23 protein-coding genes are annotated in these 24,955 nt (G+C 61.0%); 10 read left to right on the top strand and 13 right to left on the bottom strand.

What is annotated here, in order from left to right; genetic code table 11:
* Positions 1-9 precede the first annotated feature (9 nt).
* On the bottom strand, positions 10-540 hold the full coding sequence (locus ACEUCR_RS08325; RefSeq protein ID WP_111873750.1) for a SprT family zinc-dependent metalloprotease: 531 nt from the start codon (positions 538-540) through the stop codon (positions 10-12).
* 148 nt (positions 541-688) lie between these two features.
* Complete coding sequence (gene metK, locus ACEUCR_RS08330; protein WP_041993205.1) at positions 689-1,840, bottom strand: methionine adenosyltransferase; 1,152 nt, start codon at positions 1,838-1,840, stop codon at positions 689-691.
* Between the two features lie 331 nt (positions 1,841-2,171).
* Between metK and tkt the strand changes: the two genes are divergently transcribed.
* Positions 2,172-4,163, top strand: a complete 1,992-nt coding sequence (gene tkt / locus ACEUCR_RS08335; protein ID WP_408789382.1) for a transketolase — start codon at positions 2,172-2,174, stop codon at positions 4,161-4,163.
* Between the two features lie 80 nt (positions 4,164-4,243).
* Here the strand turns inward: tkt and ACEUCR_RS08340 are convergent, their stop codons facing one another.
* The gene (locus ACEUCR_RS08340) at positions 4,244-5,068 is read right to left on the bottom strand and encodes a hypothetical protein (RefSeq protein WP_408789385.1); all 825 of its coding nucleotides are present in this window, start codon (positions 5,066-5,068) and stop codon (positions 4,244-4,246) included.
* Positions 5,069-5,249: 181 nt separating this feature from the next.
* Entirely contained in the window at positions 5,250-6,515 is a 1,266-nt protein-coding gene (locus ACEUCR_RS08345) for a Rid family detoxifying hydrolase (protein ID WP_408789389.1), read from the bottom strand.
* 1,228 nt (positions 6,516-7,743) lie between these two features.
* On the opposite strand from ACEUCR_RS08345, the gene ACEUCR_RS08350 reads away from it, so the two are divergent.
* Positions 7,744-8,067 carry a hypothetical protein gene (locus ACEUCR_RS08350; RefSeq protein ID WP_408789392.1) on the top strand — a complete coding sequence of 108 codons (324 nt, stop codon included), beginning with the start codon at positions 7,744-7,746 and terminating at the stop codon, positions 8,065-8,067.
* 112 nt (positions 8,068-8,179) lie between these two features.
* Here the strand turns inward: ACEUCR_RS08350 and ACEUCR_RS08355 are convergent, their stop codons facing one another.
* Both ACEUCR_RS08355 and ACEUCR_RS08360 read right to left on the bottom strand, forming a co-directional pair.
* Positions 8,180-9,304: an anhydro-N-acetylmuramic acid kinase gene (locus ACEUCR_RS08355; RefSeq protein ID WP_408789394.1), complete on the bottom strand. Its 1,125-nt coding sequence runs from the start codon at positions 9,302-9,304 to the stop codon at positions 8,180-8,182.
* A gap of 153 nt (positions 9,305-9,457) precedes the next feature.
* Positions 9,458-10,759, bottom strand: coding sequence for a peptidoglycan DD-metalloendopeptidase family protein (locus ACEUCR_RS08360; RefSeq protein WP_408789397.1), 1,302 nt, complete (start codon positions 10,757-10,759; stop codon positions 9,458-9,460).
* A 114-nt stretch (positions 10,760-10,873) separates the two neighbouring features.
* Between ACEUCR_RS08360 and tyrS the strand changes: the two genes are divergently transcribed.
* Complete coding sequence (gene tyrS, locus ACEUCR_RS08365; protein WP_408789400.1) at positions 10,874-12,073, top strand: tyrosine--tRNA ligase; 1,200 nt, start codon at positions 10,874-10,876, stop codon at positions 12,071-12,073.
* A gap of 83 nt (positions 12,074-12,156) precedes the next feature.
* On the opposite strand, the gene ACEUCR_RS08370 is transcribed toward tyrS, so the two are convergent.
* Complete coding sequence (locus ACEUCR_RS08370) at positions 12,157-12,714, bottom strand: DJ-1 family glyoxalase III (RefSeq protein ID WP_408789403.1); 558 nt, start codon at positions 12,712-12,714, stop codon at positions 12,157-12,159.
* 41 nt (positions 12,715-12,755) lie between these two features.
* On the bottom strand, positions 12,756-13,691 hold the full coding sequence (locus tag ACEUCR_RS08375) for a ketopantoate reductase family protein (protein WP_408789406.1): 936 nt from the start codon (positions 13,689-13,691) through the stop codon (positions 12,756-12,758).
* Positions 13,692-13,870: 179 nt separating this feature from the next.
* Here ACEUCR_RS08375 and ACEUCR_RS08380 point away from each other — a divergent pair, with 179 nt between their 5' ends.
* Positions 13,871-14,353, top strand: coding sequence for a YajQ family cyclic di-GMP-binding protein (locus ACEUCR_RS08380; RefSeq protein WP_041993229.1), 483 nt, complete (start codon positions 13,871-13,873; stop codon positions 14,351-14,353).
* A 102-nt stretch (positions 14,354-14,455) separates the two neighbouring features.
* Here ACEUCR_RS08380 and ACEUCR_RS08385 read toward each other — a convergent pair whose 3' ends face one another.
* The 5 genes from ACEUCR_RS08385 to ACEUCR_RS08405 all read right to left on the bottom strand — a co-directional run bounded on the left by ACEUCR_RS08385 (position 14,456) and on the right by ACEUCR_RS08405 (position 19,476).
* Entirely contained in the window at positions 14,456-15,262 is an 807-nt protein-coding gene (locus ACEUCR_RS08385; protein WP_041993232.1) for a nucleoside-specific channel-forming Tsx family protein, read from the bottom strand.
* A gap of 156 nt (positions 15,263-15,418) precedes the next feature.
* Positions 15,419-16,798 (bottom strand): AmpG family muropeptide MFS transporter, encoded by a 1,380-nt coding sequence (locus ACEUCR_RS08390; RefSeq protein ID WP_041993235.1) that lies wholly within the window; start codon positions 16,796-16,798, stop codon positions 15,419-15,421.
* A gap of 373 nt (positions 16,799-17,171) precedes the next feature.
* Positions 17,172-17,720, bottom strand: a complete 549-nt coding sequence (locus tag ACEUCR_RS08395) for a peptidylprolyl isomerase (protein WP_041993238.1) — start codon at positions 17,718-17,720, stop codon at positions 17,172-17,174.
* Between the two features lie 26 nt (positions 17,721-17,746).
* Positions 17,747-18,322: a YajG family lipoprotein gene (locus tag ACEUCR_RS08400; RefSeq protein ID WP_111873762.1), complete on the bottom strand. Its 576-nt coding sequence runs from the start codon at positions 18,320-18,322 to the stop codon at positions 17,747-17,749.
* An 11-nt stretch (positions 18,323-18,333) separates the two neighbouring features.
* Complete coding sequence (locus ACEUCR_RS08405) at positions 18,334-19,476, bottom strand: methyltransferase (RefSeq protein WP_392444092.1); 1,143 nt, start codon at positions 19,474-19,476, stop codon at positions 18,334-18,336.
* A 147-nt stretch (positions 19,477-19,623) separates the two neighbouring features.
* Between ACEUCR_RS08405 and ACEUCR_RS08410 the strand changes: the two genes are divergently transcribed.
* The 6 genes from ACEUCR_RS08410 to nqrE all read left to right on the top strand — a co-directional run bounded on the left by ACEUCR_RS08410 (position 19,624) and on the right by nqrE (position 24,938).
* The gene (locus ACEUCR_RS08410) at positions 19,624-19,938 is read left to right on the top strand and encodes a BolA family protein (RefSeq protein ID WP_408759658.1); all 315 of its coding nucleotides are present in this window, start codon (positions 19,624-19,626) and stop codon (positions 19,936-19,938) included.
* 420 nt (positions 19,939-20,358) lie between these two features.
* Positions 20,359-21,702, top strand: a complete 1,344-nt coding sequence (locus ACEUCR_RS08415; RefSeq protein WP_408789410.1) for a Na(+)-translocating NADH-quinone reductase subunit A — start codon at positions 20,359-20,361, stop codon at positions 21,700-21,702.
* A 3-nt stretch (positions 21,703-21,705) separates the two neighbouring features.
* Complete coding sequence (locus ACEUCR_RS08420) at positions 21,706-22,935, top strand: NADH:ubiquinone reductase (Na(+)-transporting) subunit B (protein ID WP_041993255.1); 1,230 nt, start codon at positions 21,706-21,708, stop codon at positions 22,933-22,935.
* Positions 22,925-23,713: a Na(+)-translocating NADH-quinone reductase subunit C gene (locus ACEUCR_RS08425; protein WP_392444096.1), complete on the top strand. Its 789-nt coding sequence runs from the start codon at positions 22,925-22,927 to the stop codon at positions 23,711-23,713. The genes ACEUCR_RS08420 and ACEUCR_RS08425 overlap by 11 nt, the downstream gene beginning before the upstream one ends.
* Positions 23,706-24,338, top strand: coding sequence for an NADH:ubiquinone reductase (Na(+)-transporting) subunit D (locus ACEUCR_RS08430; protein WP_408747480.1), 633 nt, complete (start codon positions 23,706-23,708; stop codon positions 24,336-24,338). Before ACEUCR_RS08425 ends, ACEUCR_RS08430 begins: the two co-directional genes overlap by 8 nt.
* 3 nt (positions 24,339-24,341) lie before the next feature.
* On the top strand, positions 24,342-24,938 hold the full coding sequence (gene nqrE / locus ACEUCR_RS08435) for an NADH:ubiquinone reductase (Na(+)-transporting) subunit E (protein ID WP_041993264.1): 597 nt from the start codon (positions 24,342-24,344) through the stop codon (positions 24,936-24,938).
* Positions 24,939-24,955 lie beyond the last annotated feature (17 nt).

The following is a 24,955-nucleotide window of genomic DNA, read 5'->3' on the forward strand; positions in this document are numbered from 1 at the left end:
GACGACGGTCTAGCCAGGCTGCGCCACCGGCACCAGTGGCTGCTTGCAGCGGCGGCAATGGTAGCGAGCCTCGCCGCGCATCACCTTGTTGTGGCGGCGGATGGAGAGCCCGTGCTGCTGGCAGGTGCAGGCGTAGGGCACGGTCGGCTGGGCCAGCACGGCGAGATCGAAGCTGTGGGTAGTGCTGGGCTCGAGGCCAAACAGCTCCCGCATCACCGACTGCCACTGGCGGCCGTGGGGCAGTACCCGGCTCTTGCCGCGCCCCTCGCCCCACAGGGCATAGACCAGCAGATGGGCCACCTCGTGGGGCACCACCTCGTCCAGGAAGGCCTGATAATTGGCGGCAAACAGCACAGGGTTGAAACGCAGCTCCCAGGTTTGCAGCCGCGCCGACCCCGCCGCCCGGCCCCGCATGTTGCAGTGGATCTGCGGACGCGCAAAAGTGCGTCCGAGCCGCCGCTCGGCCTGGCTGAAGCAGGCATCCACCCGCTCGGTCAGGGTCTGCTGCATCTGGGGGAGTGTGGGGACTGATTGGGTCATGGCGATGTCAGGGCATGAACGAGAGGGGGCAGTCTACCCGCTGCTGGCGTCGGTGCAAGGGGAGGCGCGCACGCCTAGCCGGAGAGCGGCCATGAAAAAGGGGAGCCCAGGCTCCCCTTCTTGCCACATGGCTTTGCCAGATGGCGGCTTACAGACCGGCGGCAGCGCGCAGCAGCTCGGCCTTGTCGGTACGCTCCCAAGGGAACTCGTCGCGACCGAAATGGCCGTAGGCGGCGGTAGCCTGGTAGATGGGGCGCTTCAGATCCAGCATCTCGATCAGGCCATACGGGCGCAGTTCGAAGTGCTCGCGCACCAGGGCGACCAGCAGCTCTTCGGCCACCTTGGCGGTGCCAAAGGTCTCGACGCTGATGGAGGTGGGCTCGGCCACGCCGATGGCGTAGGAGACCTGCAGCTCGCAGCGATCCGCCAGACCCGCGGCGACTATGTTCTTGGCCACGTAGCGGGCGGCGTAGGCGGCGGAGCGATCCACCTTGGACGGATCCTTGCCGGAGAAGGCGCCACCACCGTGACGGGCCATGCCGCCGTAGGTGTCGACGATGATCTTGCGACCGGTCAGACCGCAGTCACCCATGGGGCCGCCGATGACGAAACGGCCGGTCGGGTTGATGAAGAACTTGGTCTCCTTGCTGATCCACTCGGCCGGCAGCACCGGCTTGATGATCTCCTCGCGCACCGCCTCGACCAGGTCGCTGTGGCTGATGGAGTCGCAATGCTGGGTGGAGAGCACCACGGCATCGACGCCCAGGATCTTGCCTTCGCTGTCGTAGGCGAAGGTGAGCTGGCTCTTGGCATCCGGACGCAGCCACGGCAGGGTGCCGTCTTTACGCACTTGCGCCTGACGCTTCACCAGCAGGTGGGAGTAGGTGATGGGGGCGGGCATCAGCACGTCGGTTTCGTTGGTGGCGTAGCCGAACATCAGGCCCTGGTCACCGGCACCCTGCTCGTACGGATCGGCGCGGTCGACACCCTGGTTGATGTCCGGGGACTGCTTGCCGATGGCATTGAGCACGGCGCAGGAGTCGGCATCGAAGCCCATGTCGGAGTGGGTGTAGCCAATCTCGCGCACGGTATCGCGCACTATCTGCTCGATGTCGACCCAGGCGGAAGTGGTTACTTCGCCGCCGACCAGCACCATGCCAGTCTTGACCAGAGTCTCGCAGGCCACACGGGCCATGGGATCCTGCTCCAAGATGGCGTCCAGCACCGCATCGGAGATCTGGTCGGCGATTTTATCGGGATGGCCTTCGGAGACCGACTCGGAAGTAAACAGCTTTGCCATGGATGAATTCTCAACGCTTGGGGGTTATCGCCTCGGCCATAACCGGATAAAAGGACAGGATTTGTAGAGGTATCTACATCTGGACGTCTATTTTAGAGAGGGGGCAGTGGGATTGCCAGCACTATTTTGGTTTGGTGCCGACCGCGGCCAGCCCTACCCCCAAAGGGCTGGAACGTGGCGCGGGCCGAATCGTTTGCCGGCCCGAGAAAAGCGACTGCGCTCCCAAAGCCACTTTATTCGCCCAGATAATATTTGCACGCCGCGCCCCCTGCTGGGACAATAACGCGCCTAAAAACTTGGCCATCAAATGAAGCAATATCAGGAGATACAGATGCCTTCTCGTAAAGAGCTTGCCAATGCCATCCGTGCATTGAGTATGGATGCCGTGCAAAAAGCCAACTCCGGTCACCCGGGCGCCCCCATGGGAATGGCGGATATCGCTGAAGTGCTGTGGCGCAGCCACCTCAAGCACAACCCGAACAACCCCAAATGGGCCGACCGCGACCGTTTCATCCTCTCCAACGGCCACGGCTCCATGCTGCTGTACTCCCTGCTGCATCTCTCCGGTTATGACCTCTCCATCGAGGATCTGAAAAACTTCCGCCAACTGCACTCTCGCACCCCGGGTCACCCGGAGTACGGCTACGCGCCGGGCGTTGAAACCACGACCGGTCCGCTGGGCCAGGGCATCACCAACGCCGTGGGCATGGCGATCGCCGAGAAGGCCATGGCCGAGCAGTTCAACCAGCCGGGTCACGACATCGTCGACCACTACACCTACGCCTTCATGGGCGACGGCTGCCTGATGGAAGGTATCTCCCACGAAGCCTGCTCCCTGGCCGGCACCCTGGGTCTGGGCAAGCTGATCGCGTTCTGGGATGACAACGGCATCTCCATCGACGGTCACGTAGAAGGCTGGTTCACCGACGACACTCCCAAGCGCTTCGAAGCCTACGGCTGGCACGTCATCCCGGCCGTTGACGGCCACAACCCGGAAGCCATCAACGCCGCCATCGAAGCCGCCAAGGCCGAGACCGGCAAGCCGACCCTGATCTGCTGCCGCACCATCATCGGTTACGGTTCCCCGAACAAGTCCGGCTCCCACGACTGCCACGGCGCACCGCTGGGCAACGACGAGATCGCCGCCGCCCGTGCCTTCCTGAAGTGGGACCACGCGCCGTTCGTCATTCCGTCCGACATCGCCGCCGAGTGGAACGGTCAGGAAAAGGGCGCCAAGCTCGAGTCCGACTGGGCTGCCAAGTTCGCCGCCTATGAAGCCGCTCACCCGGCCCTGGCTGCCGAATTCAAGCGCCGCACCACTGGCGAGCTGCCGGCCAACTGGGCAAGCGACTCCGCCAAGATCATCGAAACCCTGCAGGCCAACCCGGCCAAGATCGCGACCCGTAAAGCCTCCCAGAACTCTCTGGAAGCCTTCGGCAAGCTGCTGCCGGAATTCATGGGCGGCTCCGCGGATCTCGCGCCGTCCAACCTGACCATGTGGTCTGGCTCCAAGTCCCTGACTCCCGAGAGCGCCGCAGGCAACTACATCCACTACGGCGTGCGCGAGTTCGGCATGTCCGCCATCATGAACGGCATCGCCCTGCACGGTGGTTTCATCCCCTACGGCGCCACCTTCCTGATGTTCATGGAATACGCCCGCAACGCCCTGCGCATGGCCGCCCTGATGAAGCAGCGCGCCATCTTCGTCTACACCCACGACTCCATCGGTCTGGGTGAAGATGGCCCGACTCACCAGCCGGTGGAGCAGATCGCCTCCCTGCGTCTGACCCCGAACATGAGCACCTGGCGTCCCTGTGACCAGGTAGAGTCCGCCATCGCCTGGAAACACGCCATCGAGCGTACCGACGGCCCGACCTCTCTGATCTTCTCCCGTCAGAACCTGGCCCAGATGGACCGCACCGCCCAGCAACTGGCCGATGCCGCCAAGGGCGGTTACGTGCTGAAGGATTGCGCCGGTACCCCGGAGCTGATCCTGATCGCCACCGGTTCCGAAGTGGAGCTGGCTGCCGCAGCCTATGAGCAGCTGACTGCCAAGGGTCGTGCCGTGCGTGTGGTCTCCATCCCGTCTACCGACGTGTTCGATGCCCAGTCCGCCGAGTACAAGGAGTCCGTCCTGCCGGCCGCCGTCACCAAGCGCGTGGCTATCGAAGCGGGCATCGCCGACTACTGGTACAAGTACGTGGGCTTTGGCGGCAAGATCATCGGCATGCGCACCTTCGGTGAGTCCGCCCCGGCCGAGCTGTTGTTCAAGGAATTCGGCTTTACCGTGGAAAACGTGGTTGCAACCGCTGAATCCCTGTAATAGCTGATTGCTTGATACTGAATTGAAAAGCGCCTCCCTTGGGAGGCGCTTTTTTATTGTAATAAAAATAGTTAAATATACTATATCTCTTGGTTCTTAATTGGATAACTTATTATTGTCTGACAATCGTTTAGTAAACACATCTGATTTCCTTTTAGTTCTGAAAAAGGAAAGTCAGAGAAATGAATGTTGTAACTGGATAAATCTAGAACTAATTTACTAGAACTGAAATCAAATCGCGCGGCATGCGTTGGGTATATACCTTCATCTTTTGGGGTTACGAGAAATGCGATTGGAAAAAATGACAATAAACTTAGTGCTGTAGAATGCCCTTGATTGAAAAAGCTCACACACTTTGCGCTCAAGTGACGATCGTAAGGATAAAACCAATAATATATATCATGGGTTTTTGTAATAGCATAGTCATCCCCTAGTACAAATTTCTTTAGTGGATCAAAGTACAGAGATTTTTGTGGTGGCTCTTTACACTCGGTCACTGATGTTGCAGATAGAATATGGCCTATCATCGCTCTGGCATATTTGATAGGGTTTATGTCAATAGATACGGTATTATATGGGGAGGTTGGATTCTGAAAATAATTACGAATTTTACTTGTCAGCTTTTTATTTGCATCCGCAACCTCGCCATCATTGCCTCCTAAGATATTACTGTTACAGTCGCTGCAGATTGTTCTGAATTTGCTTCCATTGGTTGATGGTACGCCTTTTATTGATTTGGCACCTGCTCCCATCATTTCCATAATATGACGTTGTTCAACCTTGGTTACAGTAATTGAACCCTGTGGAGGAACATGATCTATCGAGAGTGTGCCAAATTCTCCACAAATCAAACAATATCCATCTCTGATTTTTACATGTCTTACTCTTTCTGAAATTTTACTCATCACTAACCATCCCCAAGTATCTGTAGTGACATCAATTATATGCATGAGCTTGTAGGTTCGATTAGCGAAGCGTAATCGGACGTTCGCGTTCTTTAAGACGATGCCATAAAAGTAATCCCCCACATGTTACATAAAAAGAGACCGGCTATCAGCCGGTCTCTTTTTATTATTTAACGCAACCTTACACCTGCGGCGGTGTGCTTTCCGCGTTGGACATCACTGCATCAATCTGCACCAGGGCGCCGGCGGGCAGCTCGCTTACGCCGATGACGGTGCGGGCGGGTAGGTAGGCCGGGAAGTATTGGGTGTAGATGGCATCCATGTCCGCCAGATCCGCGATGTTGGCAAGCTGGATATTGACCTTGACGATATCGTCCATCACGTGGCCGATGCTCTCGACGATGGTCTTGATATGGCCGAGGCACTGGGCGGTCTGCTCCTTGACGCAGCCAGCCAGGATCTTGCCGGTGGCGGGGTCAATCGGCAGTTGGGCAGAGAGATGGTTGTAGTGGGAGAAGGCGACGCTCTGGCTATGGAGCGGGCTGCGTGGCGCCTGGTCGGTATTGCGGGCACGGATCACCAGATTGTGTCTGTCTTCCACCAGCTGGGGCGGGGTGCCGTCGCCGTGGGAGATGACCGCATCCATCTGCACCCGGGCGCCCAGCGGCAGGGCGACGGCACTCACCACAGAGCGGGCGGGCAGATAGGCGACGGCACGGGCGATGGCGGAGTCCGGGAAAAAGGTGGTGTAAACCTCGTTGACGGCGTCGAGATCCGCCAGATTGGTCAGATAGAGGGTCACCTTGACGATGTCGTCGAAGGGCACGTCGATGCTCTCCAGCACGGTTTTGATATTGCGCAGGCACTGGGCCGCCTGCTCGAGGATGCCGCCGTCAACCAGGGCGCCGGTGGCGGGATCCATGGGCAGCTGGGCACCGATATTGTTGTAGTGGGAGAAGGCGACGCTCTGGCTGGAGAGCGGATCCTGCGGGGCGCGGTCGCTGTTTCGGGCGAGTTTGAGCAGCGGGCAGGGGGCCTGGGGGAAGGTGCCTTCCCCGTTGGAGAGCAGGGCGTCCATCTGCACCCTGGCACCGAGCGGCAGAGCGGCGACGGCCAGCACGGTACGGGTCGGCAGCGAGTGGGGGAAGAATTCCCGATAGACGGCGTTGACGGCATCGAGGTCGGCGATGTCCGCGAGGAAGAGGGTCACCTTCACCATGTCCTCCATGCCGTGGCCGATGCTCTGGACGATGGCCTGGATATTGGTGAGGCACTGCCTGGCCTGCGCCTGGATATCTCCCTCGATCATCTTGCCCGTCCTGGGATCGACCGGCAGCTGGGCGGCAATATTGTTGTAGTGGGAGAAAGCCACACTCTGGGTATAGGGCCCCAGATCCTGGGGGGCATTGGGGGTATTTCTGGCGGATTTGATGATGGTACCACTCATGGCGATACTCCTTTTTCGTTTTTGATGTAGGGTCCGGGCCGCGTTGTTCTTCCCTGGCCGAATGCGGCGCGCTGGCGACTCGTGATATTGCGGCAACAGTTGCCCGTTCCCGTCGCAGGGCGACGAAGAAAAGGAGAACGATCATCACAGTGTCGAGCCCTGTTTCGATGCAGACAGCGCGTGCAACAGACAAGGGAGAGAAATTGGCCTGGTGATTCAGACGGAAGGATTCTAGGGGGCGACTATTCGGGGATGCAAACCGGGATCCTGTTTCTATGAGGTGGCTCAACAGAGTGAAATATATTCATTTTGCGATTCAATTCATGACGGGCATGGCAAATAAAGGTGATGACGATCCCGCTTTCATATGAAAGTGGGACCAGATAGCGCCTTATTGCCACTCATCAGGGTTACAAGGTGTGAACCATAAGTTAATGACCTTGACGGGATTGCAGATTATTGCCCCGGTTTTGCATAGCTATCTATTTATCACACTCTAGACGCTCTGTTCAGCGCCGCCGAAATATGCTGCGGCGAGCACACTGAAATAACATTCATCCTCTCTGCATGGCCACAAGCCATGAAATAAAAGCGGGAGAAAGAGAGGGCGCTTTTTAGCCTCTGATGCCGAGGCAGACATGGGCAGGTTGCCGCGCCGCCTATGCCATATTTTTTCAGCGGCGCGAGTGCAGCCCGCCAGCAGGCAGCAGAAGCAGGCAAGGGGAGGGGCCTGCCCCGACTCGCCGCCCCGCCGGTATATGTCGCTCCAACCATGACCCTCCATATGAGCGGGCCCGGAGTTTGCCCTGCTTTGCCGCCCAGGCGTATCCCGATCTTCTTGGGATGCAATCTGGCTCCCGCCTTCCGGATCCCCAACTACCTTGCCCAAGAGCTGGGATTGTCAGGAAAGACACAGGCTGCACGGGCGAAAAGGGTCAGGCAGGAGGTGAGCCGCCTCGCCTTTTGATGTGAACTTCTTTTGATGTTTGGCGCCATACGATACCATGCGCATCGTGTATTCCTGTTGGTGGGAGGCGCCGCCCATCGCCCCTGTGGCTGGCCGCTGGTCCCGTCATGCCCACGGGATGCACAGCCCGGGGCCGCCACGGCAGACCCGTTATCGCCATAGCCAACAGGACGGAGTATCAGGATGGCCATTGCCATTGAATAGTCGGACAACACACTGAGGGTCAACAAGGATAGCTACGATCTGGGCCGTATCGTCGGCGTGCAGGTAAAATCACTCGGCTGGGTGGATCGGCTCAAGAAGATCTTGCTGCTGGGGGTGGTCACCTCCAGTGTGCTCTTCTACTTCACCCCTTCCTACGAGCAGGCGGGCAACTGGCTCATCGTGCTGTTCCTGCCCCTGGTGGGTTTTCTGGTTGGCGCCCTGATGGGGCTGCTCTCCAGCGCGAAATATGAATTTCGCATCGAGTTTTCCCACGCCGACGAGACGGGCGTGCAGTGGATCACCGCCGCCAGGAGCCGGCATGCGGCCGATCATGATCTCTTCAAGGCGCAGGCGGCCAGGCTGAAGGAGCGGCTCGGGTAAGGCGCATCCAGCGACGGGTCTGCGCCATCTGGCGTCAGCCATAACAACAAGCCCGATCAGGTGCACCTGTTCGGGCTTGTTCTATTCAGGGGATGGCGCCCGGTGACCCGCCTCAGGCGGGATAGAGGGCGCCCAGCACCGCCGGGCGGCTGGCGCCGGTCACCGCAGGCAGGTTGCCCGGCTTTCGCTGGATAAAGCGCTGTGCCAGCCAGGCAAAGGCGGCCCCTTCCACCCAGTCCGGCGCGAGGCCGAGCAGGGCTGTGCTGGCCAGATGCCAGCCAGGGAGCAGGGCAGCAAGCTCCGCCAGCAGGGGGGCGTTGTGGGCGCCGCCGCCGCAGACAAACAGCTCGGGCCGGGTTGGCGCGCCATCCAGTGCGGGCAACTGGCGGGCGATGCTGTGGCAGGTCAGCGCCTGCAGGGTGCGCTGCACATCCACGGGGGCGTATGCCGTGCCTGCCAGCTCGCCGTCGAGCCACTCCAGGGTGAACATCTCCCGCCCCGTGCTCTTGGGAGCGGGGGCGGCGAAGTAGGGGTGAGCGAGCAGTTTCTCGAGCAGCGCGGGAACAAGCTGGCCGCTCGCGGCCCACTGGCCACCGGCATCATAGCTGCCGCCGTGGGGATGATGGCGGCGATACCAGCCATCGAGCAGGGTGTTGGCCGGGCCGGTATCGAAGCCATATACCCCTGAACCAGATCCGCCATCGGCCAGGCCGGGCAGCACAGAGATATTGGCGATGCCGCCGAGGTTCAGCACCACCCGCAGGGCGCCGGGGCGGGCAAAGAGCGCCTGATGGAAGGCGGGCACCAGGGGCGCCCCCTGACCGCCGAGGGCCATGTCCATGGTGCGAAAATCGGCCACCACGTCGATGCCGGTCAGCGCCGCCAGCAGGGCCGCATTGCCTATCTGCAGGGTAAAGCCGAGGGCGGGACGGTGGCGAATGGTCTGGCCGTGGCTGCCGATGGCGCGAATATCGGCAGGCGTGAGGCCGGCCTTGGCGAGCAGGGCCTGGGTGGCGACGGCAAATTCGCGGGCCACCCGATTGTCGGCCACCCCCATGCGGTCGATTTCGCTCTCCCCCGGAGTGCAGAGATCATGCAGGGTGTGGGCGGTATCGGCAGGCCAGGGATGGCAGAGGGCCGTCTCGACCTTGAGGGTCTCGCCCTCCATGCTCACCAGCACGGCATCGATGCCGTCCAGGCTGGTTCCGGACATCAATCCTATATAGCGTTCGGTCATGACAACCCCCTTTCAATGATGCAAAGGAACGGTTCGATGCCATACCCTGCTCCGGTCCCCGAGATCAATCCGATATGACGCTCTGCCATGACAAGGCTCCTTGTGGTTCAGGGGCGTGCGAGCGGCCCGTGTCGCCAGTCGCCGAGATGGCCGTCAAGAGGCGTCCCGGCGCTGGGCGAGTTGCAACTGCGGCTGCTCCAGCTTGGCGAGTTGCTGGCGGGCCTGCACCTTGAATCGGCTCAGGGCGTTGCCGCTCAGGGTCTCGGCCTGGGGCAGGATCAGGGTGCGCGGGTTCTTGTGGATGCCGCCCACCACGAATTCATAGTGCAGGTGCGGGCCTGTGACCCGGCCGGTGCCGCCGAGCAGGCCGATGGTCTGCCCCTGTTTCACCCGCTGCCCCTTGTTGACGGTGCGCTTGGAGAGGTGCAGGTACTTGGTCACATAGTTGCCGGCGTGCTTGATGAAGACGTAGTTGCCGTTGAACTGGTTGTAACCGGCCGCCACCACGCTGCCGCTGCCCGCCGCCATGATGGGGGTGCCCACCGGCGCCACATAGTCGATGCCGTTGTGGGGGCGCACCTTGCCGGTGACCGGGTGCAGGCGACGGGGGTTGAAGTTGGAGCTGATGTACTTGAAGTTGACCGGGGCGCGCAGGAAGCTCTTGCGCATCGCCTTGCCCGCCGGGGTGTAGTAGTTGCCATCCTCGCTCAACACGGCGCGATAGATCTCGCCCTGGTTGATGAACTCGGCGGCCAGGATGTCGCCGGAAGCGACCCGCTCCTCATCCTGATACTTCTCCTCGAACAGCACCCGGAAGCTGTCCCCCGGTTGCAGGTCCTGGGCAAAGTCGATGTCCCAGCCGAAGATGGCGGCGAGATCCATGATCTGATCCTCCGTCATGCCCGCCTCCACGGCGGCGCCCCAGAAGCTGGAGCGAATGCTGCCCTGGGCGCTCGCTTCCCGGGTGTCCAGCTCGAGACGAACGGCCCTGGCGGTGAAGCTGTCGTCCTTGCGGCTCACCTTGAGCGCCTGCTCCAGGCTGTGGGGGTAATAGAGGCTGTGCAGCTCGCCGCCCTGGGTGAGCTTGAAGGTGAGCTCCTGGCCGGGCCTGAGCAGGCGCAGGGTATCCGTGCCCTCGAGCTGATCGATGAGGTGCAGATCCGCGGTGCTGAGGCCCAGACGCTGGAAGATGACCCCCATGTTGTCGCCGCTGCGCACCTTCACCTGCCTGGTGACATAACGCGGCTTGGGCGGGGTGACGGGCTCGGCCCGTGCCAGCAGCGCCTCCTCATCGACCTGCTGCTCGACGGCCAGCTCGTTGTCGTTGTCATCGACCCGGGTGGCCACGGCGCGCTCGCTCGGCCAGGCCGCCAGCATCATCACCAGTATGCTCAGAATAAGCACCATCTTGCGGTGCCAGGTGGGGAGAGAGTTGAAGGCGTGCCAAAGGACCATGGGAAGCTGACGAAGTTGAGCCGGGAAGAAGGTCGGAGTTTACCGCCTTTCCAATTGGCCCGCCATTCCAGTAATATGGCTGGCCCTGTGGAATCGTGATTGGAGAGTCAAAAAATGTCCCAGCTCGAGGTGGCGCTAGCCGAGATCAAGCGCGGAGCGGAAGAAATTCTGGTGGAAGAGGAACTGGTTGCCAAGTTGAAGGAAGGGCGCCCCCTGCGCATCAAGCTGGGGATGGACCCGACGGCACCTGACATCCACCTGGGTCACACCGTGATCCTCAACAAGCTGAAGACCTTCCAGGACCTGGGCCACGAAGTGATCCTGCTGATCGGCGACTTCACCGCCATGGTGGGTGACCCCTCCGGCAAGAACGCCACCCGTCCGCCGCTCTCCGAAGAGGCCATCAAGCACAACGCCCTCACCTATGCCGAGCAGGCGTTCAAGATCCTGGACCCGGCCAAGACCCGCATCGAGTACAACTCCACCTGGCTCGGCGAGCTGGGCGCGACCGGCATGATCAAGCTGGCGGCCAAGCAGACCGTGGCCCGCATGATGGAGCGCGACGACTTCAAGAAGCGCTACAGCAACGGCCAGTCCATCGCCATTCACGAATTCCTCTATCCGCTGCTGCAAGGCTATGACTCGGTCGCGCTCAAAGCGGACGTCGAGCTCGGCGGTACCGATCAGAAGTTCAACCTGCTGATGGGCCGCGAGCTGCAAAAAGATGCCGGCATGGCGACCCAGTGCGTGCTGATGATGCCGCTCTTGGTAGGCCTGGACGGCGTCAAGAAGATGTCCAAGTCCGCCGCCAACTACATAGGCGTGCACGATGCCCCGGGGGAGATGTTCGGCAAGATCATGTCCATCACCGACACCCTGATGTGGAACTACTACGAGCTGCTCTCCTTCCGTCCGCTCGCCGAGATTGAAGAGTTCAAGGCAGGGATCGAAGCCGGGACCCTGAACCCGCGCGACGTGAAGATCTGGCTGGCCAAGGAGATCATCGCCCGTTACCACGACCAAGCGGCAGCCGAGGCGGCCCACGAAGACTTCACCCAGCGCTTCTCCAAGAACGCCATCCCGGACGAGATGCCGGAAGTCGAACTGGCTTTGGAAGGGGACGGCCTGGCCATCGCCAACCTGCTCAAGCAGGCCGATCTGGTGGCCACCACCTCCGAGGCGCTGCGCATGATCAAGCAGGGCGCGGTGAAGGTGGATGGCGAGAAGCTGGACGATGGCAAGGCACTCATCGGTGCCGGCACCGCCGTCTACCAGGTCGGCAAGCGCAAGTTTGCCCGGGTGACCGTCAAGTAAGTCTCCCCTCTGGCGCAGTCATAAGAAAGGCCTCCCTTGCGGAGGCCTTTTCGTTGGCGTGACTCGGACAGTTCCCCTGCCGGTTACAGCACCATGGGGCCGGCCACGGCATCGGCCGCCTCGGCGCCCCGCAGCACTCGCACCAGGGCGAGGGCAAACTCGATGGCGGTGCCGGGTCCCTGACTGGTCACCAGTCGAGAGCCGCTATCTATGACGACGCGCTCCTGGCTGAGCTGGGGGGCGGGGATCCGGGCCCAGAAGCCGGGATGGCAGGTGGCCTTGGCCTCCCCCAGCAGACCATGGGGCAGCAATACCACGGCGGGGGCGGCGCACAGGGCCGCGCGCCAGCGGCCCGCCTCGGCCTGGGCCCGCAGCAGGGCGATGGCCCTGGGGTTATCCCGAATACATTCGCTGCCGGGCAGGCCGCCGGGCACGACGATCAACTCGAAGTCGCCTGCTGGCAGCTCGTCGAGGTGGCAATCTGCCATCAGCTGCACACCACGGGAGGCGCGGACGAGGCGCTGACCGGTCGGGCAGCAGGAGGCGAGCACCACCTCTATGCCGGCGCGCACCAGCACGTCCTGGGTGGCGACGGTTTCTATCTCTTCCGAGCCGGGGGCGACCAGCAACAAGACGCTCATGGGGTGACTCCTGTGAGAAATGGGGGGCGAGCCGTCAAAGCTTAGCCCTGGTCCTGGCTGCGATCCTTGATGGCCTGGTAGAGCCCCTGATTGACCGGCACCATGATGCCGTGTGCCTGGGCCCTGGCCAGCAGGAAGCCGGTGATGGCCTCTATCTCCGTCTCCTTGCCCTGCTCCAGATCCTGGTGCATGGAGGAGTAGTTGTCGGCGGTGAGCCCGGCGACCGATTGCACCCGCCGCGCCAGCTCCTCCGCCGTGGTGGTGATCCCCTCGGCGTTCATGACGTCGGCCACCTCGATGCAGATCTGCTGCAGGGTGTCGGCAAAGCGCGGACCCGTCAGCTCGCCATTCTTGATGCGATAGAGGGCGGTGAGGGGGTTGATGGCGCAGTTGATGGCGAGCTTGTGCCACTGGCGGGTGAGGATCTGCTCATCCCAGCTCGCCTGACCCAGGGCCTGGGCCAGTCGATCGGCCAGGGGGGCGAACTGGCGCCCCGCCTCGTTGACCGGGCCGAGCCAGGTCTCGCCACGGCCGGTGTGACGAAACACGAAGTGGCCCTGCTGCAGGGCGCCATGGCTGGTGACGCCGGCGATGACGGGGTTGTCGGGGAACAGCTCGACCACGCGCTCGGCCACTCCCATGCCGTTGTGCAGCAGGACGATGGGCACCTGCTTGTCCAGCTTGCCGAGGAGAGGGAGCAGGGCCGGGATCACCTGGTCCGCCTTGGTCATCACCAGCAGGCGGCGGATGGCCGGGCGATCGGCCACGAAGGCGCGGGGGATGGCGATGAGGGTATGCTGACCATCCAGACCGGTGAAGTCGACGACAGGATGCAGGGTGGCTCTGTGGCGTTCGCGCAGCAGCAGCTGGGTGGGTTGGCCGGATTGGGTCAGCAGGGTGGCGAACACGCCGCCGAGTGCGCCACAACCGAGCAGGGACCAGGAGGGGGGAGGGGGAAGTTGGGATCCGCTTGGCATGATATGACTCGATCATCAGGGTGGGCCGTCCAGCCTGGGAGGCTTGGAGGTGGACACTCATGGGTCTCACCTGTCGGCAATGGCAAGGATTCTAACAGAGCGTCTTTATCGAAATCAGCAAATTTGCCGGTTTTCTGGTAGATTTGGCCGCCAATAATGCAACATGAGGAGCCCCGGCCATGCCGTCATTCGATATTGTCTCTGAAGTCAAAATGAACGAGGTGTTGAACGCGGTCGACAACGCCAATCGTGAACTGGCCACCCGATTCGATTTTCGTGGTGTTGAAGCCAGCTTCGAGTTGAACAAGGAAGAGGTCAAGCTGGAGGCGGATGCCGACTTCCAGCTCAAGCAGATGGTCGAGATGCTGCGGGGCGCCCTGCTCAAGCGCAACATCGAGAACAGTTCCATGGAGGTGGGCGACAGCGTTCACTCCGGCAAGCGTTTCCACCTGACCGTGAAGTTCAAGCAGGGGATCGAGAAAGAGACCGCCAAGAAGCTGGTGAAGCTCATCAAGGATTCCAAGATCAAGGTGCAGGTCGCCATCCAGGGTGACGAGGTGCGAGTCACCGGCAAGAAGCGCGACGATCTGCAGGAGACCATGGCCCTGGTGCGTGGCGCCGAGCTGGGCCAGCCGATGCAGTTCCAGAATTTCCGCGACTGACTGCGGATAAAGAGGGGATGCCCCTCTTTATTTCGTCGGACCGACGCCAAAAAAAACCGGAGCCTGGGCTCCGGTTTTTTGTCTCAGTGAGAACAGGTTCGATTAGAACTTGTAGGTCACGGAGAAGTAGTGGCCAAAACCAGTGGTCTTCAGGCCGAAGGTACCGTTCTGGATGCCGTAGATGTCGTTGAAGTACTTCAGGCCGTAACCGACGGCGTAGCGGTCGGAGTGCCAGTACAGGCCGTTGAACATGGCGGTACCGTCGGTGGAGCTGTCCTTGGCATCGAACAGGTGATCCAGGTAGCCCTGATAGGCGACGAAGCTGCCGTTGGAGAAGGTGTAGAAGGGCTTGAACCAGTTCATGGAGAACTGATAGCCGTTCCAGCCTTGCTCGCCAGAGCCTTCGTTGACGTGGCGTGCATACAGGTTCATGCCCACCTTGCCGAACCAGGGCACCTGTACGTCGGCACCCAGACCGGTCATGGCTTCGAACAGGCCATCCGGACCACCCACGTTGACCAGGTTGGCGATGTAGACTTCCTGGATCGGACCGAAGGAGAGATCTTTGCCGGTCATGGCATCGATGGACAGGCGCGGGGCGAACTTGATGAACAGGTTGTCGCTGTCATGCTTGTCGTCGTGCTTGCTCTGGAAGATATCGAATACGTCGACATAACCGTACAGGTCAAAAATACCGGAGCGACCACCGAATTCCATTTCGAAGTAGGTGTCGTTGTAGCCACCTTCGGCTTCGCTGTAGGGCAGCTGGTCGATGGTGTGCATCACGTTGAACTGGAACCACTTGTAGTCGTTCTTGTGGATGTCGCCGCTATAGTCAGCAGCCATAGCCGGAGTGGCGGAAGCCGCCAGCAGACCAGCAGCGATCAGAGTCTTGGTAAATTTGGCCATTTTATTGGTCTCTTGTGCGTTTAGTTGAGGTTTTCCGTAGCCTGCCCACAAGGAGCGGAGGGATTCTAGCCAAATAAATTCAGCGGATAAACGTTCAAGAGGGAACTTTCTCTGGAAGTGTGAATCTAATCACCCCCAATTTCGCGCAAACGCTTGCTATTTGTCCGATTTCGGTGACAAGGCCATGTTCCGTCTGGCAACCATTGCGATCAGCAGCAGCACAGGGATGCCGAGCAGGCTGGTGGTGACGAAGAAGGTGCTGTAGCCGAACTGCTCGACGAAACGGCCGGAAAACCCGGCAAGCAGCTTGGGCAGCAGCAGCATCACAGAGCTGAACAGGGCGTACTGGGTCGCCGAGAAGGCGACGTTGGTCAGGCTCGACAGATAGGTGATGAAGGCGGCGGTGGCGATGCCGGCGCTCAGGTTGTCCAGGGAGATGATCAGGGTCAGCAGCTCCAGGTTGTGGCCGAGCTGGTTGAGCAGGGCGAACAGGAGATTGGTGCTGGCGGTGAGCAGGGCCCCCAGCATCAGGATGCGCAGGGTGCCAAAACGCATCACCAGTATTCCCCCCAGGCTGGCCCCCACCAGGGTCATGATGACCCCGTACACCTTGGTGATGGTGGCCACCTCCGTCTTGCTGAACTGCATGTCCACATAGAAGCTGTTGGACATGACCCCCATCACCACGTCCGAGATGCGATAGCAGGCGATGAGCCCCAGGATCAGCAGGGCCGAGCGGCCATGGCGGGCAAAGAAGTCGGCGAAGGGGCACCAGATGGCCTCATAGGCCCAGGCGCCGAGTCCCGCCAGGGGGGTGGGCCAGCCATGTTGCAGCAGGAGAGCCTTGCGCTGCGCCTGTTGTCTGTCCTGGCTCGCCACATCGATGTCGGGCTCGTGACAGCAGAGGGTGGTGACCAGGCCGATGCTCATCATCCCCGCCATCAGCAGATAGGTGAGCTGCCAGCCGCGATAGTCATAGGCGCTGTTGCTGCCAAGCCAGGCCGCCAGCGCCAGGGCGCCGGCTCCCGCCATGATCATGGCGAGCCGGTAGCCCGTCATGTAGGAGGCCGCCATGGCCGCCTGCAAGCGTTCGGGAGCGGACTCGATGCGGTAGGCATCGATGACGATGTCCTGGGTGGCGGAGGCGAACGCCACCAGCAGGGCGAACAGGGCGAGCTGGGCCAGCTGGGTCTTGGGATCGCAGAAGGACATGCCGACCAGGGCCGCGGCGATCAGCAGCTGGGAGAAGAGCATCCAGCTGCGGCGCCGGCCGAGCAGGCGCGACAGCAGGGGCAGGGCCAGCCTGTCCACCAGAGGGGACCATAGCCATTTGACCCCATATGCCAGCGCAACCCAGCTCATGTAGCCGATGTCGGTCAGGCTCACCTCGGCTTCCCGCAGCCAGAAGGAGAGGGTGCCGAACACCAGCAGCAGCGGCAGACCGGAGGAGAACCCCATGGCAAACAGAATAAGGACGCGGGGCTCGAGATAGACCCGCAGGGATTCTCTCCAGCTTGGTTTGCTGACAGCGTTCAAGTGCCTGACTCCTCGAAAAAAGTGAGCCATTTTGGCAGGTTCATGGTGCCGCGCCAAGGCGGGCGCTCAGATTGCGGGGATATTGCGGGGATAAAGAGGGGGTCGATCTGCCCGGGACCTGCCGTGGCAGCGCCGTCAAATGGGGGGCTGGGCCTGTGGTGGGAGGGCGTGCTCGGGGCCGGGCCTCGTCATCGCCCTGGTGGTACTCAGAGGAAGTCAGTCGGGAAGTACCTCTCCCATGTGCCAGAAATTGGCGAGTTGCCTTGATCCGCGGGGCTGAGCCGGATGGCGGCGAGGGATGGGGGCTGGGCCCTGATGCTGGACCCGGGGGGGATCGCGATGCAAGGCGGGCCCGGTAGGGCCCGCCTTTGGCTCAGTTGGCGAGCAGGCTCGCCTTCTTGAGGATGATGGTGCTGGTGGGCACGTCGTTGGCGCGCAGTATGGGGCTGTAGCCCGTCTGCACCTGGGCCAGCTTGTCCAGCACCTCCATGCCCTGTACCACCTGGCCGAACACGGTGTAACCGGCGCCGGCATTGGCGTTGAGGTTGTTGTTGTCGGCCAGGTTGAAGTAGAACTGGCGGGTGGCGCTGTCTACCGCCTGGGTACGGGCCATGGCGATGCTGCCGCGGACGTTGGGCAGGCCCCCCTTGGACTCGTTCACCACGGGATCATAGGTAGGCAGCTGCTGGAACTGCTGGTTGTAGCCGCCCCCCTGCACCACGAACCCCGGGATGACCCGGTGGAACAGGCTGCCGTCATAGCTGCCATCGGCCAGGTAGCGCAGAAAGTTCTTCACCGTCTGGGGCGCCGCCTTGGGGGCCAGCTCCACCACTATGTTGCCGTGGTTGGTTTCCAGCTTCACCTTGGGGGCGGCGAAGGCCAGCGGGCAGACCAGCAGGGCCAGTAACATCAGCTTTTTCATCGCATATTTCCTTGGACGTTGAGGGATCAGGCGCTCGGTTGGCCCTTGAGGTAACCGCGCAGCTGCTCGTCGGCCATGATCTGCTGGATCAGGTTGCCGAGCTGCTGGTTCAGCACCCGCTCCAGATCGGCGATGCTGGGTTCACCCGGCCCCTCCTTGCTGGCGCTGGCGTTGAACACCTTGGTCAGGCGGCTGCCCTGAAAATCGGCCATCACCTGCAGGCTCACCTTGGATTTGGTGACATAGGTGAAGGTCTTCTCGTCGACATTGACCAGGGCATTGTTGACCTGCAGGGTGAGGTGGGTGGTGCCGCTGCTGCCCACTTCCAGCCCCTGGCCGCGCAGCCCTTCGCCAAGACGCTCGACCAGCAGGGTGTTGAGGGGCTGTTCGCTTCGGATGTAGACGGGGGCCTTCTCTTTTTGCTGGATGGCGAACACATGGGCGGCGGTGCGCTTGTCGATGCCCTCCATGGTGATGCGGTTGCCGGAGTAGTATTGCTGGTTCGCCGGGATCACCTGGGGATTGAGCAGTGCCGTCTCGGGCCAGTGGGTCGCACAACCGCCAAGCAGCAGGGCGGTGAGCAGCAGAAAGGATGATTTCATGATGGGGTCCTCTAGCGTTTGATGGCTTTCAAAATAACGAATTTATTATTGGATGCAACGACTTGCGCATTGGCAAACAGTCGCTTGAGCTTGTTGTGATAGTCCAGATGCCGGTTGCCCACTATCCAGAGCTCCCCCCCTTTGGGCAAGACCCTGTGGGCATCCTGAAACATCTGCCAGGCGATATGGTCCGTGATCGCCTGCAACTGGTGGAACGGCGGATTGCAGAGGATACGGTCCGCATAGCCGCTCGGCAGACCGTCCAGGCAGTTGTTGACCAGAAAGTGGGACCGCGCCAAGGCATCTGGCAGATTGTGCTGGACGTTGAGCCGGGCCGAGGCCACCGCCATGTAGGATTCGTCGATGAAGGTCACCTCCACCTCGCTGTCTCGCGCCAGCAGGGAGAGACCGAGCACCCCGTTGCCACAGCCCAGATCGATCACCTTGCGGGCGCTGTGAATGGGCAGATTGGCCAGCATGAAGCGGGCGCCTATGTCCAGGCTGGTGCGCGAGAAGACGTTGGCGTGGTTGTGGATCTGCATCCCGCTCCCCTCCAGGGGCCAGACGGTCGGGAAGGGATCGGCAAGGGGAGGACGCTCGTCGGGGGCGCTGGCGACGGTGCAGTGAATGAGCCGCGCCTTCTTCCAGGCCAGCGAGGTGCGGGTCTCCCCCAGATAGTGTTCGAACAGCCTGAGGGTGGAGCTGTGGATCTCCTTGGCCTTGCCGGCGGCAATGATGCGGGTCGCCGGGGTGACCACGGCGCGCAGGGCCAGCAGTTGCTGTTCGAGCAGGGCCTGATACTTGGAGACCTTGATGATCACCAGGGACGGCGCCTCGGGCAGTGGCGCCAGGGCGTCCTGGATGCGGATGCTGGCCGGATCCAGGCCGTTGTCCGCCAGGTTGGCCAGGGTGCCCTGCTCGCTGACGAAGGAGTCGGTGATGCACAGGGGCTGATGGCCGTGCAGGAAGGCGGCCAGGGCGCCGAAGTTGTCATTCATGATGATGACGGGACCGCTGCCGGTGGGAGGCTGCTCGGCCAGGTGCTGGATCAGGTACTCATCGGCGGCATCCCAGGCCTGCAGGGGATCCTGCGCCTGGCGCGGGTAGCGCAGCAGGGTCAGGCGGCAATGGTCTGTCTCGAGGTGGGTCTGCATCGAACTCTTTGTCTCACGGCTGGATCGGATGGCGCTATTCTAGCGGTGGTGCCCCGATTCACCAATCGCCCCGCCGTGCAAGTTCTCCCTGCCCCTCAAAGTCGATAGAATGAGGGCCCATGTCCTTTCCCTCTGTCGGAGTACCCCATGAAGATGCAACAGACCATCGAGGCCCGCCTCAGCGAGGCGCTGTCACCCAGCCACCTGGAGGTGCTCAACGAGAGTCATATGCACCGTACCGAGCCGGGAGCCGAGAGCCACTTCAAGGTGATCGTCGTGAGCGAGGCCTTCGTCGGCCAGCGCCTCATCGCCCGCCATCGCCAGATCAACCAGTTGCTGGCCGAGCTGTTGGCTGGCCCGGTTCATGCACTGGCATTGCATACCTATACGGCCGAGGAGTGGCAGCAAAAGGGGATGGCGCCGCGCACCCCAGGCTGCGTCAGCAAGCTGGGCCCTCAATAGGCAGGGCGATACCCGGGCCGCTGTGATGTTTCGTTAACATCGAACTCATCCCTTGCCGTTTTATCGAACGTTTTTTGGACGGTACGCCATCAATTTTTCTAATCTTGCCGGTGCGATCTCGCAGAATACCTCTTAGGTGGTACTTCATGCCGGCGGCGGCGGCATAGGGGATTTTCATGCCGACGGGCCGGGCAGCAGCCCAAGCTAATTTTGTGATAGGGGGTTAATTTTCCCCATTTGACGTGGCAGTCATCAAGCCGGAAGTGGTAAACTCAAGCGCTTTTGACACACCCTGTATGTTGCTGATTTGTTGTTTGTTTGTATTCAGCTAGCCATGTGCCGCGTGTGTTCAACAACTCGTCGTGATGTATTTCTCGGCGCTAACCATTCTCTCTCCCCGTAACGGTAGTGCAAGTGAGTATGATTACAATTAAAAGAGGACTGGACATCCCCGTGCTGGGTGCGCCAGAGCAAGTAATCTACGATGGCCCGGCCATCACCCGTGTTGCTACACTGGGCGAAGAGTTCGTGGGGATGCGACCTACTATGTTTGTCAAAGTAGGGGATCGCGTCATTAAAGGTCAGGTGCTCTTCGAAGATAAGAAGAACCCTGGCGTTAAATTCACGGCTCCCGCCACCGGCGTAGTTTCAGAGATCAACCGTGGTGCCAAACGCATTCTGCAATCCGTGGTCATCGACATCGATGGGTCTGACGAGCAGGTGACCTTTGAGCACTTTGCCTCCGCCGAGCTGGCCAAGCTCGAGCGCAGCAAGGTGCAAGAGATCCTGGTCGAGTCAGGTCAATGGACTGCGCTGCGTACCCGCCCCTTCAGCAAGGTGCCCGCCGTCGGTTCCGAGCCCCGTGCGATCTTCGTGACCGCCATGGACTCCAACCCGCTGGCCGCCAGTGCCGAGCTCATCATCAAGGAGCAATCCCAGGCCTTCATCGACGGTCTGACCCTGCTCAGCCGCCTGACGGATGGCAAGGTGTATGTGTGCAAGGGCGAAGGCAGTCTGCCGCAGGCTTCCGTAGCGCAAGTCCAGGAAGAGGTCTTCGTTGGTCCTCACCCCGCAGGTCTGCCGGGTACCCATATTCACTTCATCGATCCGGTTGGCAGCCACAAGATCCAGTGGCACATCAACTATCAGGATGTGATCGCATTCGGCAAGCTGTTCACCACTGGCCAGATCTTCACCGACAAGGTGATCGCCCTGGCCGGCCCGAACGTGGTCAAGCCGCGCCTGCTGCGTACCCGTCAGGGTGCCTGCATCAGCCAGCTGACCAGCAACGAGCTGCGTGCCGACGAGAACCGCATCATCTCCGGTTCCCTGCTCAGCGGTGCCAAGACCGATGAGGCGCACGACTATCTGGGTCGTTACCACAATCAGGTCTGCGTACTGGGTGAAGGTCGCGAGAAGGAGTTCCTGGGCTGGATCAAACCCAGCGCCAGCAAGTTCTCCATCACCCGTACCACCCTGTCTCACCTGGTGAAGGGCAAGCTGATCAATTTCACCACCACCACCAACGGCAGTGATCGTTCCATGGTGCCTATCGGCAACTATGAGCGGGTGATGCCGCTGGACATCCTGCCGACCCTGCTGCTGCGGGATCTGATCGCCGGTGACACCGACAGCGCCCAGGCGCTGGGTTGCCTGGAGTTGGATGAGGAAGATCTGGCGCTGTGTACCTTTGTCTGCCCCGGCAAGACAGAGTACGGCCCCATCTTGCGTGAGTGCCTGACCAAGATCGAACTGGAAGGTTAAGCGATGAGTTTCAAGCAATTTCTTGAAAAGATGGAACACCACTTCGAGCCGGGCGGCAAGTACGAGAAGTACTACGCCCTGTACGAAGCGGCCTTCACCATCTTCTATACCCCGGGTTTGGTAACCCGTAACGCCGCCCACGTCCGTGATGCGCTCGATCTGAAGCGCATGATGATCATGGTGTGGCTGGCTGTGTTCCCGGCCATGTTCTGGGGCATGTTCAACGTCGGCAACCAGGCCATCGCCGCCATCGCGCACCTCGGCTCCGCCGCCGGTGCCGCCTCCTGGCAATATGGCCTGGCCACCCTGCTGGGGGCCTCGCTGGATCCGGCGGTCGCCGGCGTCGGCAGCAAGATGCTTATCGGTGCGGCGCACTTCTTCCCCATCTATATCACCGTCTTCATCGTCGGTGGCTTCTGGGAAGTGCTGTTTGCCATGATCCGCAAGCACGAGATCAACGAAGGCTTCTTCGTGACCTCCATCCTGTTCGCCCTGATAGTGCCGCCCGAGCTGCCCCTGTGGCAAGCCGCCCTGGGTATCACCTTCGGTGTGGTCATGGCCAAGGAAGTGTTCGGTGGTACCGGCAAGAACTTCCTGAACCCGGCGCTGGCGGGTCGTGCTTTCCTGTTCTTCGCCTATCCGAGCCAGATCTCCGGCGACGCCGTCTGGGTTGCCGTCGACGGCTTCTCCGGCGCAACCGCCCTGAGCCAGTGGTCCCAAGGTGGCCAGATGGCACTGATCAACGGTGCAACCGGTCAGGCCATCAGCTGGATGGATGCCTTCCTTGGCAACCTGCCGGGTTCCATCGGTGAAGTGTCCACCCTGATGATCCTCATCGGCGCAGCCATGATCGTCTACATGCGGATCGCTTCCTGGCGCATCATCGCCGGCGTCATGGTCGGCATGGTGGTGACCTCCCTGCTGTTCAACGTCATCGGCTCCGACACCAACCCCATGTTCAGCATGCCCTGGCACTGGCACCTGGTGCTGGGTGGTTTTGCCTTCGGCATGGCCTTCATGGCGACCGACCCCGTCTCCGCCGCCTTTACCAACAAGGGCAAGTGGTGGTACGGCGCCCTGATCGGTTTCATGGTGGTGCTGATCCGTGTTGTGAACCCCGCCTTCCCGGAAGGCATGATGTTGGCCATTCTGTTTGCGAACCTGTTTGCCCCCTTGTTTGACCATTTCGTGGCGCAGGCGAACATCAAGCGGAGGATCAGTCGTGGCGTTTAATAAAGATTCAACCGTCGGTACCGTCAGCATAGTGGCGGGCCTGTGCCTGGTCTGCTCCATCGTGGTCTCCGTGGCCGCCGTGGGCCTGCGTCCGGCTCAGCAGCTGAACAAGGCGCTGGACAAGCAGAGCAACATCCTCTCCGTTGCCGGCATCGATACCGCCAGCATCGCCAAGAGCGAGCTGGGCAAGCTGTATGGTGACAAGATTGAAGCTCGCCTGGTCGACCTGACCACCGGCGAATTCGTTGACGGCGACGCCGACGGCTTCGATTTCAAGCTGGCAGCCAAGAACCCGGCCGAAAACATTCGTCTGGCGCCTGCCGACGACAAGGCAGGTATCCGTCAGATCTCCAAGCTGATGCCGGTCTTCTTCGCCAAAGACAGCGAAGGCAAGGTCGACAACATCATCCTGCCGGTGTACGGCCAGGGTCTGTGGTCCACCATGTATGCCTTCGTCGCCGTCGCGGCCGATGGCCAGACCGTCAAGGGCATCACCTACTATGACCAGGGCGAAACCCCGGGTCTGGGTGGTGAGGTCGAGAATCCGGCCTGGCGCGAACTGTTCGTCGGCAAGAAGCTGTTCGACCAGGCAGGCCAACCTGCGCTGCGGGTGATCAAGGGCCATGCCCCTGAAGGTTCCGAGCACGAGATCGACGGTCTCTCCGGTGCCACCCTGACCAGCAACGGTGTCCAGCACTCGTTCGATTTCTGGATGGGCCCCCAGGGCTTCGGTCCTTTCCTTGCCAAGATCCGCGCAGGAGAACTCAACAATGGCTGACAATAGCGCAATGAAAAAACTGCTGTTGACGCCGGTGCTCGGTAACAACCCCATCGCCTTGCAGGTGCTGGGTGTCTGTTCCGCCCTGGCCGTTACCAGCCAGATGAAGACGGCGTTCGTCATGACCCTGGCGGTCATGTCGGTCACCGCCTTCTCCAACCTGTTCATCTCTCTGATCCGCCACCAGATCCCCAACAGTGTGCGCATCATCGCCCAGATGGCGATCATCGCCTCCCTGGTTATCGTGGTTGACCAGGTGCTCAAGGCGTATGCCTATGACATCTCCAAGCAGCTGTCGGTGTTCGTCGGCCTCATCATCACCAACTGTATCGTGATGGGTCGTGCGGAAGCCTTCGCCATGAAGAGTGCCCCGCTGCCCTCCTTCCTGGACGGTATCGGCAACGGCCTGGGCTATGGCGCCGTGCTGCTGACCGTGGCCACAGTGCGCGAGATCCTGGGCTCAGGCACCTGGTTCGGCATCGAGCTGCTGCCGCTGGTAAACAATGGTGGCTGGTATGTGCCCAACGGCCTGCTGCTGCTGCCGCCGAGTGCATTCTTCATCATTGGTCTGATCATCTGGGGCGTACGCACCAAGGATCCCAAGCAGGTGGAGGCGAAGGATTAAGGTATGGAACATTATCTGAGTCTGTTGATTCGTTCGATTTTCATCGAAAACCTGGCCCTCTCTTTCTTCCTGGGCATGTGTACCTTCCTGGCGGTGTCCAAGAAGGTCAAGACCGCCATGGGTCTGGGCGTCGCGGTCGTGGTGGTGCAGACCATCGCGGTCCCGACCAACAACCTGATCTACAACTTCGTGTTGAAAGACGGTGCCCTGGTGTCAGGTCTGGATCTGAGCTTCCTGAGCTTCATCACCTTCATCGGGGTGATCGCGGCCCTGGTGCAGATCCTGGAGATGACCCTGGACAAGTACTTCCCGGCCCTCTACAACGCCCTCGGCATCTTCTTGCCGCTCATTACCGTGAACTGCGCCATCTTCGGTGGCGTCTCCTTCATGGTGCAACGTGACTACAACTTCGTGGAGTCTGTGGTCTATGGCGTGGGCTCGGGTGCCGGTTGGATGCTGGCCATCGTGGCGATGGCGGGGATCCGCGAGAAGATGAAGTACTCCGATGTGCCGGACGGCCTGCGCGGTCTGGGCATCACCTTCATCACTGCGGGTCTGATGGCGCTGGGCTTTATGTCCTTCTCTGGTATTTCCCTGTAATCGGAAAAGGAATCATA

The sequence above is a fragment of the Aeromonas bivalvium genome, assembly GCF_046078285.1.
GTDB lineage: Bacteria > Pseudomonadota > Gammaproteobacteria > Enterobacterales > Aeromonadaceae > Aeromonas > Aeromonas bivalvium.

What these genes read in the sequence shown, in the direction of transcription:
- ACEUCR_RS08325 (WP_111873750.1), bottom strand. Translation starts at nt 540, where the DNA reads ATGACCCAATCAGTCCCCACACTCCCCCAGATGCAGCAGACCCTGACC.
- metK (WP_041993205.1), bottom strand. Translation starts at nt 1,840, where the DNA reads ATGGCAAAGCTGTTTACTTCCGAGTCGGTCTCCGAAGGCCATCCCGAT.
- tkt (WP_408789382.1), top strand. Translation starts at nt 2,172, where the DNA reads ATGCCTTCTCGTAAAGAGCTTGCCAATGCCATCCGTGCATTGAGTATG.
- ACEUCR_RS08340 (WP_408789385.1), bottom strand. Translation starts at nt 5,068, where the DNA reads ATGAGTAAAATTTCAGAAAGAGTAAGACATGTAAAAATCAGAGATGGA.
- ACEUCR_RS08345 (WP_408789389.1), bottom strand. Translation starts at nt 6,515, where the DNA reads ATGAGTGGTACCATCATCAAATCCGCCAGAAATACCCCCAATGCCCCC.
- ACEUCR_RS08355 (WP_408789394.1), bottom strand. Translation starts at nt 9,304, where the DNA reads ATGACCGAACGCTATATAGGATTGATGTCCGGAACCAGCCTGGACGGC.
- ACEUCR_RS08360 (WP_408789397.1), bottom strand. Translation starts at nt 10,759, where the DNA reads ATGGTCCTTTGGCACGCCTTCAACTCTCTCCCCACCTGGCACCGCAAG.
- tyrS (WP_408789400.1), top strand. Translation starts at nt 10,874, where the DNA reads ATGTCCCAGCTCGAGGTGGCGCTAGCCGAGATCAAGCGCGGAGCGGAA.
- ACEUCR_RS08370 (WP_408789403.1), bottom strand. Translation starts at nt 12,714, where the DNA reads ATGAGCGTCTTGTTGCTGGTCGCCCCCGGCTCGGAAGAGATAGAAACC.
- ACEUCR_RS08375 (WP_408789406.1), bottom strand. Translation starts at nt 13,691, where the DNA reads ATGCCAAGCGGATCCCAACTTCCCCCTCCCCCCTCCTGGTCCCTGCTC.
- ACEUCR_RS08380 (WP_041993229.1), top strand. Translation starts at nt 13,871, where the DNA reads ATGCCGTCATTCGATATTGTCTCTGAAGTCAAAATGAACGAGGTGTTG.
- ACEUCR_RS08385 (WP_041993232.1), bottom strand. Translation starts at nt 15,262, where the DNA reads ATGGCCAAATTTACCAAGACTCTGATCGCTGCTGGTCTGCTGGCGGCT.
- ACEUCR_RS08395 (WP_041993238.1), bottom strand. Translation starts at nt 17,720, where the DNA reads ATGAAAAAGCTGATGTTACTGGCCCTGCTGGTCTGCCCGCTGGCCTTC.
- ACEUCR_RS08400 (WP_111873762.1), bottom strand. Translation starts at nt 18,322, where the DNA reads ATGAAATCATCCTTTCTGCTGCTCACCGCCCTGCTGCTTGGCGGTTGT.
- ACEUCR_RS08405 (WP_392444092.1), bottom strand. Translation starts at nt 19,476, where the DNA reads ATGCAGACCCACCTCGAGACAGACCATTGCCGCCTGACCCTGCTGCGC.
- ACEUCR_RS08410 (WP_408759658.1), top strand. Translation starts at nt 19,624, where the DNA reads ATGAAGATGCAACAGACCATCGAGGCCCGCCTCAGCGAGGCGCTGTCA.
- ACEUCR_RS08415 (WP_408789410.1), top strand. Translation starts at nt 20,359, where the DNA reads ATGATTACAATTAAAAGAGGACTGGACATCCCCGTGCTGGGTGCGCCA.
- ACEUCR_RS08420 (WP_041993255.1), top strand. Translation starts at nt 21,706, where the DNA reads ATGAGTTTCAAGCAATTTCTTGAAAAGATGGAACACCACTTCGAGCCG.
- ACEUCR_RS08430 (WP_408747480.1), top strand. Translation starts at nt 23,706, where the DNA reads ATGGCTGACAATAGCGCAATGAAAAAACTGCTGTTGACGCCGGTGCTC.
- nqrE (WP_041993264.1), top strand. Translation starts at nt 24,342, where the DNA reads ATGGAACATTATCTGAGTCTGTTGATTCGTTCGATTTTCATCGAAAAC.